This is a genomic window from Psychrobacter sp. 1U1 (genome assembly GCF_051847535.1).
Lineage (GTDB): Bacteria > Pseudomonadota > Gammaproteobacteria > Pseudomonadales > Moraxellaceae > Psychrobacter > Psychrobacter saeujeotis.
Window position 1 is genome coordinate 77565 of record NZ_JBPYDD010000002.1, and the last position, 12547, is coordinate 90111.

9 protein-coding genes are annotated in these 12547 nt (G+C 42.1%); 4 read left to right on the forward strand and 5 right to left on the reverse strand.

Going from position 1 to position 12547, the window contains the following annotated elements; translation table 11 throughout:
- Positions 1-229 precede the first annotated feature (229 nt).
- Positions 230-1912, reverse strand: coding sequence for an NAD-dependent malic enzyme (locus tag ACS8FB_RS02675; RefSeq protein ID WP_439260880.1), 1683 nt, complete (start codon positions 1910-1912; stop codon positions 230-232).
- A 913-nt stretch (positions 1913-2825) separates the two neighbouring features.
- On the opposite strand from ACS8FB_RS02675, the gene bhcA reads away from it, so the two are divergent.
- From bhcA to bhcD, 4 genes are all read left to right on the forward strand, one after another.
- Entirely contained in the window at positions 2826-3989 is a 1164-nt protein-coding gene (gene bhcA / locus ACS8FB_RS02680) for an L-aspartate--glyoxylate aminotransferase BhcA (RefSeq protein WP_439260881.1), read from the forward strand.
- Positions 3990-4038: 49 nt separating this feature from the next.
- Positions 4039-5019: a beta-hydroxyaspartate dehydratase BhcB gene (gene bhcB, locus ACS8FB_RS02685; protein WP_439260882.1), complete on the forward strand. Its 981-nt coding sequence runs from the start codon at positions 4039-4041 to the stop codon at positions 5017-5019.
- A 138-nt stretch (positions 5020-5157) separates the two neighbouring features.
- Positions 5158-6309: a 3-hydroxy-D-aspartate aldolase BhcC gene (gene bhcC, locus ACS8FB_RS02690; RefSeq protein WP_439260883.1), complete on the forward strand. Its 1152-nt coding sequence runs from the start codon at positions 5158-5160 to the stop codon at positions 6307-6309.
- A 153-nt stretch (positions 6310-6462) separates the two neighbouring features.
- Positions 6463-7461 carry an iminosuccinate reductase BhcD gene (bhcD, locus tag ACS8FB_RS02695; RefSeq protein WP_439260884.1) on the forward strand — a complete coding sequence of 333 codons (999 nt, stop codon included), beginning with the start codon at positions 6463-6465 and terminating at the stop codon, positions 7459-7461.
- Positions 7462-7814: 353 nt separating this feature from the next.
- Here the strand turns inward: bhcD and ACS8FB_RS02700 are convergent, their stop codons facing one another.
- The 4 genes from ACS8FB_RS02700 to ACS8FB_RS02715 all read right to left on the reverse strand — a co-directional run bounded on the left by ACS8FB_RS02700 (position 7815) and on the right by ACS8FB_RS02715 (position 12538).
- The gene (locus ACS8FB_RS02700) at positions 7815-8735 is read right to left on the reverse strand and encodes a TauD/TfdA dioxygenase family protein (protein ID WP_439260885.1); all 921 of its coding nucleotides are present in this window, start codon (positions 8733-8735) and stop codon (positions 7815-7817) included.
- Between the two features lie 94 nt (positions 8736-8829).
- Positions 8830-9909, reverse strand: a complete 1080-nt coding sequence (locus tag ACS8FB_RS02705) for a TRAP transporter substrate-binding protein (RefSeq protein WP_439260886.1) — start codon at positions 9907-9909, stop codon at positions 8830-8832.
- A gap of 76 nt (positions 9910-9985) precedes the next feature.
- Positions 9986-11044: a TRAP transporter substrate-binding protein gene (locus ACS8FB_RS02710; protein WP_439260887.1), complete on the reverse strand. Its 1059-nt coding sequence runs from the start codon at positions 11042-11044 to the stop codon at positions 9986-9988.
- A gap of 123 nt (positions 11045-11167) precedes the next feature.
- Positions 11168-12538 carry a lyase family protein gene (locus ACS8FB_RS02715; RefSeq protein WP_439260888.1) on the reverse strand — a complete coding sequence of 457 codons (1371 nt, stop codon included), beginning with the start codon at positions 12536-12538 and terminating at the stop codon, positions 11168-11170.
- Positions 12539-12547 lie beyond the last annotated feature (9 nt).

A 12547-nucleotide genomic window follows, 5' to 3' on the forward strand; every position in this document is an offset into this window, starting at 1 on the left:
CTTGTCAACAGTTAGCTCAAATACTGCTGAAGATCAACTATACTACTCTCGTTAATCGACTAAGGTTAATTATTTTTAAACCCTTTTAATTCTTAAAATTTAAAGGAGTTTTTTATTGCTTAAACTTTAGTAAAATATAATAAAAAACAAAGCCGAATGCTATTTTTAATAACATTCGGCTTTTTTGTGCGCTTTTTTTAAGTGCTTTTTAGCAGCTACTTTTTAAATTCTAAAAAGAAGTACGACGATAGTTGCGGTATTTAGGTAGCCAAAAATTGGCTTTTAAACGACGCTCCAAAGTTTCTAATGTTACTGGTAAAGCAAGTTTGTCTTCAACCGCTTGTAAGGCTACTGCATAGGCTATTTTTTCGCTGATCTCTCTGATAAGTTTTATTGGCGGCAATATTGCCCCTGGTGCCTTGTCATATTCCATTGAAATATCTGCTAAGGCCTGACTTGCAGCCATTAACATATTGTCACTGATACCTGTCGCTCGTGCTGCTAAGACACCGAGACCAATACCTGGGAATATATAGCTGTTATTACACTGTGAGACCTCGAAAGATTGCCCCTCAAACGTTGTATGAGGAAAAGGGCTACCTGTGGCAATAATGGCGCGACCGTGACTCCAGCTAGTCACTTCTTGCGGTGTGGCTTCGACACGAGACGTTGGATTTGAAAGTGGTAATACAATTGGGTGCTCAGTATTAGCACATAGCTTTTCGATCACCTCTTTGGTAAACAAACCTTTTTGCCCGCTGACACCAAATAATACGGTTATTTTTGCTTGCTCAATCACTTGTGCTAAGCCCAGTTGCTCACTCTTATCCCAGTGCTGAATATTGGCTTCTTTTTGTACTAACGGTGCTTGGAATTCTTGTAGCTCTGTCATGCTATCAGTTAAAAGGCCATAACGATCCACCATAAACACTTGGCTACGGGCTTGCTCTTCAGTTAACCCTTCGCGCTGCATTTGACGAACAATGTGCTCTGCAATACCGCAACCTGCTGACCCTGCCCCCAAAAATGCTATGTTTTGTTGGCTAAGTTTCTCGCCTTTATTTAAGCATGCTGCAATCAACGTACCGACTGAAACCGCAGCAGTGCCTTGAATATCATCGTTAAAACAACATAATTGATTGCGATATTTATTCAATAATGGTGTCGCATTTTCCTGTGCAAAATCTTCAAATTGTAGTAACACTTCAGGCCAACGACGTTTCACCGCTTGAATGAATAAGTCTACAAATTCATTATATTCATCGCCAGAAATTCTAGGATTTCTCCAGCCCATATACATAGGGTCATCAAGCAGCTTTTGATTGTTGGTACCAACGTCTAATAAAATCGGTAGGCAGTAAGCTGGGCTAATACCACCGCAAGCGGTATATAGTGATAGCTTACCGATTGGGATTCCCATTCCACCAATACCCTGATCGCCTAGGCCCAATATACGCTCACCGTCGGTGACGACGATCACTTTTACTTTTTGTTTGGTTGCATTTTGCAGCATATCATCGATTTTATGACGCTCAGGATAAGAGACAAATAAACCACGTTTACGGCGATAAATCTGAGAGAATTTTTCGCAAGCTTGGCCAACCGTTGGGGTATATATAAGCGGCATAACTTCCTCAATATGCTGCTCAATCAAATGATGAAACAAGGTCTCATTGGTATCTTGTATGTTGCGTAAGTAAATATGCTTGTCCATATCATTAGTAAAGGAGCTGAGCTGATGATATGCGCGTAGTGATTGTTCTTCAATCGTCTCAATGGCATGAGGCAATAAACCTGTCAAATTAAAGCTATCACGTTCCTCTGGTGAAAAGGCGCTACCTTTATTTAGCAAAGGGGTTTCTAATAGTGCAGGACCTGCAAAGGGAATGTATAAAGGACGTTGGTTTGTCATAATAAGATCTTCTTAATAAGGGTATGATAGTAAAAAGTTAACTGTTTTTATCGTTCCATAAAATAATAAACATCATTTAAATCTAGTTCTTGGTCTAACTTTCTTAAAATTATTCAATTTAACACCACTAAGAGTTGCTACCCTTAACCAGTCAAATGTCTTTTATAAGCGCTTAACCTCAAGGGTAAATTGATTGTTTTGTGATGTCTGTTTATCTAAACAAGTAATTGATACCAAATTAATAGTTAATTCACATAAGTCATGCTAAAGAAAATATACAGATATGCTTAGTAAACTAACCATCTAACAAGAAGTTTATCATGACCAAGAAAATGTAGAGTTATAATATAGAATTTAAAGCAAAGGCTGTCAAAAAATTAGCAGATGATAACATTAAATTTAGGACAACTTCTCGACAATTGGGATAATGATAGTATAGATTAGCTTTGGTTAAGTTCAGAATTGGTTAAGTATAGCCATATGACAGAGCTATTATAAATTATTTTTGTTCAAACATAGTAAGACAGATAACAGTAATATCAGCTATTTAGTTAACACAACCACAGTCATAGTTGAGACAACTTTATTACAAAGGGTATTTAAAACTACTTGTTACGACTTGTCATTAGTGCTATATTTTAATCAGTTAATGAGTACCTACACTCTTTGACCAAAACCTCTTAGTATCTTCTTCGTAAAAATCGTTACCGCAAGAACACCATAAAAAGAACGCAGTAAGTAGTAAAGTGACCGATCACCTGCAACTCCTTTCTTTGACATGGTTAATTTTTTAAATTCGAAATACGCATAAATCAAACTGTATGAGTCAGGAAGACTCTTGCATTGAATTCGCATGAAATCCTGCTTATACAATTATTGCACCCCTTTATATGCACTTACAAGGATGTGAATCATGTCACTACAAAACCCAATTTTTATTCCTGGTCCTACCAACATACCAGAAAGATTGCGTCATGCGATGAACGTTCCAACGCAAGACCACCGTGCCCCTGATTTCTCAGACACCTTTTTACCAGTTCTTGCTGATGCCAAAAAAGTATTTGGCACTGAAGACGGTGAAGTCTTTTTATTCACTTCAAGCGGTACAGGCGGCTGGGAAGCGGCTATCAGCAATACTCTATCTCCTGGTGATAAAGTACTAATCGCTCGCTATGGTATGTTCTCTCATCGCTGGATCGATATGTGCCAGCGTCATGGATTGGATGTACAAGTGGTTGAATGTCCTTGGGGGACGGGCGCTCCTGCTGATGAGTTCCAAGCTATCTTGGCAGCAGATACAGATCATGAAATCAAAGCACTGATGGTCACGCATAACGAAACAGCAACGGGTGTATTAAGCGATATTGGTGCTGTACGTGGTGCTATGAATAGCGCAGATCACCCTGCTTTGCTATTTGTTGACGGAGTCAGCTCAATCGCTTGTGTTCCTTTTAAAATGGATGAATGGGGCGTCGATATTGCGGTAGCTGGTTCGCAAAAAGGCTTCATGCTAGCAACGGGTATGGCGATACTAGCCGTTAGTCAAAAAGCACTAGCAGCAATGGAGCAAGCTAAACTGCCACGGACCTATTTTGACTTTCGTGACATGCTAAAAGCTAATGCTAATGGCGGCTTTCCTTATACCCCGCCCCTAAATCTCATTTATGGCATGAGAGCCAGTCTTGATATGCTGTTTGAAGAAGGCCTTGAGAATGTCTACGCGCGCCATCATCGCTTGGCTGAAGGCGTACGCCAAGCGGTTAATGCTTGGGGCTTTAAGTTATGTGCAGTATCGCCTGACTTATACTCTGAGACTGTAAGTGCGATATATGTTCCTGAAGGCTTCAATAGTAATGAGCTGACCGATCACGCCTTTAATAAATATGGCATATCTTTCGGTGTTGGCTTAGGTGAGATGGCTGGTCGCGCCTTTAGAATAGGACACTTGGGTTCACTTACTGAAGTCATGGTTCTAGCGGGACTCGCAGCTATTGAGATGGCAATGGTTGACTTAAATTATCCTATCACGCTAGGTCAAGGCGTCACTGCGGCACAAGAGTATTACCGCAATAACTAGATAAAAGTTATCAAATAACAAACAATTAAAAAATGAAGGAATATTTTTTATGATCACAAATGACGATGGCTTAACGATTCCAACGCTTGATGACATGTTAGAGGCGCATGAGCGTATTAAGCCTTATATCCATCGCACACCGGTTTTAACCTCGCGGTTTTTAAATGAGATGGCAGGCTGTGAGATGTTCTTTAAGTGTGAGAACTTTCAAAAAGCCGGCGCTTTTAAAGTACGCGGCGCATCCAATGCAGTGTTTGGTCTGTCTGACGAAGCAGCCAAAAATGGTGTTTGCACACACAGCTCAGGCAACCATGCGCTGTCTTTATCTTATGCCGCCGGCCAGCGCGGTGTCCCTTGTCACGTGGTCATGCCACACAGCGCACCAGAAGCTAAAAAAGCGGCAGTACGCGGCTATGGCGGTATCATTACTGAATGTGAGCCATCGACCACTTCTCGCGAAGAAGTATTTGCTCAGGTTCAAGCAGAAACCGGTGGCGATTTTGTTCACCCATACAACGACCCACGCGTTATCGCTGGACAAGCCACCTGCTCACGTGAGTTTTTAGAGCAAATGGAAGAGCGTGGCGTGAAGCCTGATATGGTTGTCGCCCCAATTGGCGGCGGCGGTATGATCTCAGGGACCTGCTTGACGTTATCGAACCTAGCCCCTGATGTCAAAATCTACGCTGCTGAACCTGTAAATGCTGATGATGCTGCGCGCTCATTGAAAGCGGGTCATATTATCGCTGATGATGCACCGGATACTATCGCCGACGGCCTAAAAGTACCGCTTAAAGAGTTAACATGGCACTTTGTCAGCAATTACGTGACTGACATTTTGACCGCAACGGAAGAAGAAATCGTTGAGGCGATGAAGCTTACTTGGACACATATGAAAATTATCATCGAGCCAAGCTGCGCGGTACCACTTGCAGTCATCTTGAAAAACAAAGACGTTTTTGCAGGAAAAAAGGTTGGCATCATCATTACAGGTGGTAACGTTGATCTTAACAAGTTGCCTTGGAATTAATTTTGGCAATTCATTATCAATAATTGATGACGAATCAAGCGTTAACTAAGCGCTAGTCATGCGCAAGTTTGAACGCATTTAAATGTCCTTAAGTATAATTAAGTAAATACAATCAATGAAAACAAATGGAGCTTGAATATGATTACTGAAGAATTGGAAGTTGGTTTTAACGTCCCGGCTGAAGTTGGTATGGACGAAGCAGATATCCAGACCCCTTGCTTGATATTAGATCTTGATGCGCTTGAGCGTAATGTCAAAAAAATGGGTGATTATGCTAAAGATCATAATATGCGCCACCGTAGCCATGGCAAGATGCATAAGTCAGTTGATGTGCAAAAACTACAGCAAGAGCTTGGCGGCGCAGTGGGTATTTGTAGCCAAAAGGTCTCTGAAGCGGAAGTGTTTGTACGCGGCGGCATCAAAGACGTCTTAGTATCAAACCAAGTACGTGATCCAGCAAAAATTGACCGCTTAGCTAAATTACCAAAATTAGGTGCGAAAATCACCGTTTGTCTTGATGACGTCGATAATGTCGCTGAATTATCAGAAGCCGCCGTTAGAAACGGCACTGAGCTTAACTGCTATATCGAAATCGATTGCGGCGCAGGCCGTTGCGGTGTCACTACTACAGAAGCAGTCGTAGAGATTGCTAAAGCCATCGATGCCGCTGAAAACTTGAAGTTTACAGGTATTCAGGCGTATCAAGGCGCCATGCAGCATATGGACAGCTATAGCGATCGTAAAGCTAAGACCCAAGCTGCTATCGATCAAGTTCAACACGCCGTTGATGCCTTAGAAGAGATTGGTTTAAAACCAGAATTTATCTCTGGCGGCGGTACTGGTAGTTACTATTTTGAAAGTAATTCAGGTCTTTATAACGAATTACAGTGCGGCTCTTACGCCTTTATGGATGCTGACTACGGTCGTATCTTGGACGAGGACGGCAATCGTATCGATGCAGGCGAGTGGGAAAATGCGTTATTCTTATTGACGTCTGTTATGAGCCACGCCAAACCTGACAAAGCTATCGTTGATGCCGGTCTAAAAGCACAGTCAGTCGATAGTGGCCTACCCTTCATCTACGGCCGTGATGACGTTGAATACGTAAAATGCTCGGATGAGCATGGCGTGGTAAGCGATCCTGAAGGTGTACTTAAAATCAATGAAAAGCTAAAGCTGGTGCCAGGACATTGTGATCCGACTTGTAACATTCATGACTGGTATGTCGGCGTACGTAACGGCAAAGTTGAAAGCGTATGGCCTGTCTCTGCACGTGGCCGCGCATACTAATTCCTGAATTAAATCACTATCGTTTTTTAAAGGGGCTGTTGTAGCCGTAGCCTACAATAGCCTCTTTTTATTTAATAAATGCTAGTTGAAAACGAACACTTCAAAACTAAGATTCAAGAAATATCAATTAAAAAGCATAAAAAGGAATTTATAATGAGTGCAGAAAATAGCAGCAATAACGACGGTTTATTGATCGTCTCAGAAGACGCTTGTAAATCAGTCATTGATCGCGCCTCAGCTTTCACAGCCGTGGAAAATGTATTTGCATCCATGTCACGCGGCGATGCTTATAACTTCCCTGTGATTCGTGAAGCGATTGGCTATGCTGATGCTTTATATGGTTTTAAATCAGGGTTTGATCGCGCTGGTAAATCATTGGGCCTAAAATCAGGTGGTTACTGGCCAGGTAACGAAGCCAAAGGCTTGACCAACCATCAATCGACGATTTTTTTGTTTAATCCTGATAATGGTAAATTGCGCGCGCTCGTCGGTGGTAACTATCTGACCGCTGTACGTACTGCCGCCGCCTCTGCCGTATCGATTGCTCATTTGGCTCGCAGAGACAGCAAAGTTATCGGTATGATTGGTGCCGGTCATCAGTCTACTTTTCAGTTACGCGCCGCACTTGAGCAACGTGATTTTGATAAAGTAGTCGCTTGGAACAACAACAAAGATCGCCTTAAAAACCTACAAGCTGTCGCTGAAGAAGCAGGCGTAGCATTTGAGTCGGTTGAGCGTGAAGAGCTGTGTAAGCAAGCGGACGTAATTATTACTATTACTTCAGCATTTGAGCCGCTACTGATGAAAGAGTGGATCAAGCCTGGCACTCACATCGCTTGCATGGGTACTGATACAGTCGGTAAGCAAGAAGTTGATGCTGAGCTGATAGCCTCTGCTACTGTCTTTACTGATGAAATCGCCCAATCAATCAGCCTTGGTGAAGCGCAACATGCCATCAAATCTGGCGCTATCAAAGAGAGCGATATTACCACTCTTGGTGCTGCGATTAACGGCGATCATCCGGGTCGTAGCTCAGATGACGAGATTACCTTGTTTGATGGGACTGGTGTTGGCCTGCAAGATTTAGCGGTTGCTTCTGCAGCAGCACGCTTGGCGCTTGAAAAAGGCGAAGCTCAGCAAATTTCGCTATAATTATTTATATTAACGAATGTATTTTAAAACCGCCAAATAAATTTATTTGGCGGTTTTAACGATGTCGTCGGTTTACCATCGAAACTGACCCCTTTATTAATCGTATTAAAATAAAAGTCATCATTCATATAGGCTTGTCTCATTTTATAATTTGTATTAGCTATATATGTTTTACTTCTTAAAATACGTTTTAATGCGCCGTGCCTAACACAATACGCGTCTGATCTGCCTTCATAAAAAGCTATGTGAGGCATACCGCTTGATTGATAGGATAAGATGGGTTTTCCACCTTATCGCTGTCGAAGTTGATCTTTACTAAATTTGAAGTTTTTATTTGACCGTATAAAAACTTATTATACTGGCCTCTCGCCCATGACTATCGCCCGATACATCTCGCGCCGATAACCATCGTAGTCATTAAAAGCTTGATGCAAGCAAATCCTATTATCCCACATAATAACGGTATTATTTTCCCATCTTAAACGACAAGTAAAAGATTCTTGAGTGGCAAAGCTGGATAAAAAATCAAGTAAAGGTCGCGACTCATCTTCTGTCATGCCTTCTATACCGCAGGCATAAATCTTATCGACATACAGTGACTTTTCACCTGAAACCGGATGGGTTCTGACCATTGGATGATAAAAACCTTCTAGCATTTGCTGGGTATTTAAATCCAGTTCAATATTGCCAATAGCCCCTACTTTACCTGACTCTTGAGATTGCTTTTCTGATTGCATATTGGCAAGGACGTTTTTACCACTCATCCATACTTTTAGCGGCGCTATCATTTCCTGCATCGCTGGACTCAAAGAGTTATAAGCCAACACAGCATTGGCGAACATCGTATCGCCACCGTATGGCGGTATATCTACCCCATAATTAATGGCAATAGAAGGCGGGCACTCTAAAAAAGCTGAATCGACATGCCAGCCACTACCAAATACGCTTTTGGTAGTTACGCTTGCTTCTTTAATAAGCGGTTGAACATTTGGATGACCAGGAACACCAGTCGTATAAGCATCTGTCCCAAACTCACCAAGCTGAAGGATTAAGTTTTCGTGATCAGTAAAAGATATTTCCTGATCTCTAAAAAAAATCATTTTATGTCGATAAAGGGCATCTTCGATCTCAGCCATGACATCGTCGCTGACATCGCTTAAATCTACACCTCTAATTTCTGCGCCCATAGCAGAAGCTAAAGGATGAGCAGTAATATGCTGATAATCTTTTGCACTATTATCGAAAAGTCCTGTGGGGTGAACACTATTAACCATTTTTAATCCCTTAAAAATTGTTGAAAATGAGTTTTACTACATTAACTGAAAAAACAATATTTCAATACGATTACTAATTTTTCGCTAATAAAAATTAAACCTTACAAGCAACACTCGCTTCTTGTGCCTTTTCATAAACGCCTTGTGCGTCTAATCCAAGCGCTTCCACGTTATTGAGGTATTTCTCAATTTCTGTCTTGAGTATACCGCTCCAAGCAGGATCGTTTAATGGATCAGGAATCTCTATCATCGTATCGCCGCGAGCTTTGGACTCAGCTTTAACCCTGATATCTTCACTATCAAATAAGCTGCCCGCAACCTTTGCCATATCCATACCTGAATTGTCATCGATAACTTTTTTGAGATCATCAGGTAGGCTTTGATACTTGTCTTTATTCATGGTTACCAATAAAGCGGAGCTATACAAAGGTATAGTCGTATGCGTGTTGGTCAATTCTGCTAACTTAAAGGCGCCTGCCGCATCCCAAGGCGTGCTCACTCCATCTATCACACCGCGTTGCAAGGAAGTATATTGATCAGATGCCGGCATACCAACAGGTGTGCCCCCTGCCGCTTCGATAATATTGGCCGCTATCTCTAACGGGCGGCGAATACGCATGCCTTTGAGATCTTCTGGTTCACGAATAGGTTTATCAATCGTATGAAAAACGCCAGGTCCTGACGCCATCATAAATAGCAGATGGGTATCCTCATACTCATCTGCTATCACATCATTGTTATACAAGGTTTGTAGCATGCAGCTTAATTGAGCACCTGAGCTTGAAAGGCCGGGTAGCTGGGTAATCTCAGTTAACGGAAAACGGCCACTGATATAGCCCTGAACTTGCGCCCCTATATCCACAGTACCCTTAGCAGTCGAATCATAAGTGATATCAGGTTTACTTAGAGTGGCTGAAGGATAAATCTCAACCTCTAGCCTCCCCTCTGAATCTGTTTCAATCTTTTTGGCCCACGGCTCAAACACATCAGTATGCAAAGCTGCTGTAGATGGCCAAAAGTGTGAGAACCTTAGCGTCGTAATTTCCTGCGTCGTAACATCTGCTGCGCCTGAATCGGTATTGACACCTTCCTCAGATTGATTAGAGCAGCCTGACATGCCTAATGCCATTAGCAAAGATAAAGGTATGGCGCCCCTTTTAATTTTAAAAAACATCTTCATCACATCCTTGTAGATAAATTAAAATCATGCAAACTTCTTGTATAAGGTTAGTCTATTATGATTATATAAACTAGGCTTTACACGCTGCACTAGCGTCTTTGGCTTTTTGATAGACTGTTTGGGCATCCAAGCCAAGGGCCTTAGTGTCTTTTAGATATTTTTGTGTACCAGCTTCCAATGGTGCGCTCCATGCAGGGTCATTTAATGGATCAGGGATGTCTATCATGGTATCGCCTTTGGCTGCGGCCTCAGCCATAAATTTAGCATCTTCACCATCAAACACTTCACCAGCGATGGCAGCCATCTCCATACCGGAGTTGTCATCGATAACTTTTTTGAGATCATCAGGTAGGCTTTCGTACTTGTCTTTATTCATCGTCACCATAATAGCGGAACTATAAAAAGGCATATTGGTATGAGTGTTTACAAGTTCGATAAGTTTGAATGAGCCAGTTGCATCCCACGGCAAACTTAAACCGTCCAGTACGCCGCGTTGCAGCGAAGTATAAAGATCAGGAGCTGGTAGACCGACAGGCGTGCCTCCTGCTGCTTCAATAATGTCGCCAGCGATGGCAGAAGGACGACGAATACGTAAGCCTTTTAGATCCTCTGGTTTGCGAATTTCTTTATCAATTGTATGAATACCTCCAGGGCCAGTACCCATCATAAATAACAAATGCGTGTCTTCATATTCGCTCGAAATCACCCCATCATCATACAATGTCTGGAGCATACAGTTCATTTGAGTGGCTGAATTTGAGAGACCAGGAAGCTCTGTGATTTGAGTTAATGGGAAGCGCCCATTGGTATAACCTTGAAGTTGAGAGCCAATATCGATGGTACCTTTAGCAGCAGCATCGTAAGCGGCATCGGCTTTACTAAGAGTGGCAGAAGGAAAGATTTCAACTTTTAGGCGACCGTTTGACTCTTCTTCAACCTTTTTTGCCCAAGGTGCAAAAACGTCTTTGTGCGTCGCTGAAGTCGCTGGCCAAAAGTGAGCAAAACGTAATGTAGTCGTCTCTTCTGAGCTTGTCGCACTAGTATCATTAGCAGTATCATTTGATTGTGAACAGCCTGCAAAGCCTATTAAAGCCGTCAATGCGATACTAATAGAAAGCATTTTTTTCATCACAAATTCCTTTTTTGATGAGTAAAGATAAATGGATTAAAATCTTTATCAATTGTTCTATATAAGAATCCTTGTTCGTATAGTGAATTAACGTAACCCTTTTCTAAGCTTCTGTCAATCAGGTTATTTATTTATGCTGGTTGGTTTTGCAACTATCGATTCGATTGCTTGTATTATTAGCTGACACTGTTTGTCTGCAGCACCGCAGTAAGTCAAAGGAGATAGAAGTGTCGCAAGCTCATTTGAGTCATGATCGCTAATCTGTATAGATGAGTGTGTTATTGTCTCAAAAAACGTTTTTACAAAGCCTTTATGTTCTTTATGTGCTTGCTCGCTCGCTTGATTTATTAAAGGATAGATTTGCTCTTGATGCTCTAAAAAATGATACCTCAAAGGCTCAATAAGATACGCATCACTATTTAAATCAAGATTGGCCGCCATGCGCTTAGGATACACTTGCAACCCTTGTAATAAAGTCTTCAGATAATTTGCAGCACCCGCGAGCAAAGCGGTCCCTTCCATTAAAGGCATCCAGCTTGCATGCCACTGGCCCAATGCGCGCTCAAAAGGCTGAGCGGTTGTATTACTAATCACGCTTAGGTGTCCATGCATCCTTAACGTAGCGGTCTTAATTAGTGCACACAATACAGGATTGCGCTTATGCGGCATCGATGATGAGCCGCCCATCCCTTCAATAGCAGGCTCCGCCAACTCGCCTAGCTCAGACTGGCACATCAATGCTATATCTTCAACGATATTTTCCATAGCACAAGCACAAGCATCCAATCCAGAAGCGAGCGCATGAATAGGTTGTCTATTTGTATGCCATGGCAGCAGCGGTAACGATAGGCCGAGCAATGTCGCTACTTGCTGAGGCAGCTTATAACGTTCATTCTCTTCATTACTAACCCCAACAGGGCCGCCCCATTGTAAATAAAAACCTGCTTGCTCTAATTGCATTAAATTTGGCAAAACAGCGATAAGCGATGCTGCCCACTGCGAGGCTTTTACTCCAAAAGTAATCGGTAATGCTTGTTGTAATAGGGTTCTACCTGCCATCGGTGTCGCGCGGTGACTCTCAATTAATATAGCGCAAGCTTGTAGTATATCGGTTAAATCATTATTGATACGTTTTAAAGCAGGCTTAAGCATCATCATCATCGCTGTGTCAATAACATCTTGGCTGGTGACGGTCTGATGAAAGTACGGTTTTATGTCTTGAGGTAACAAGGTTTTGGCCTGAGCGACAAAAGGAATAGCTGCATTGCCACCAAGGTAGGTTTGCGCTCCAATCTCATCAATATCGAACAAATCTATCGTTAGCGCTTCTTTGGTTTGCTGTAAAATGCCTGCTGGAATGAGGCTATGACCTTCTCGGGCCTCTATAATGGCCAGCTCAAAATCTATCATAGCCTGCACAAACAGCCGATCTGAAAAGTGCTCTACAGTATTAGTATGCATAAATGGCTGATTGATTAATTGAGTAATTTTCATTTAGAATCT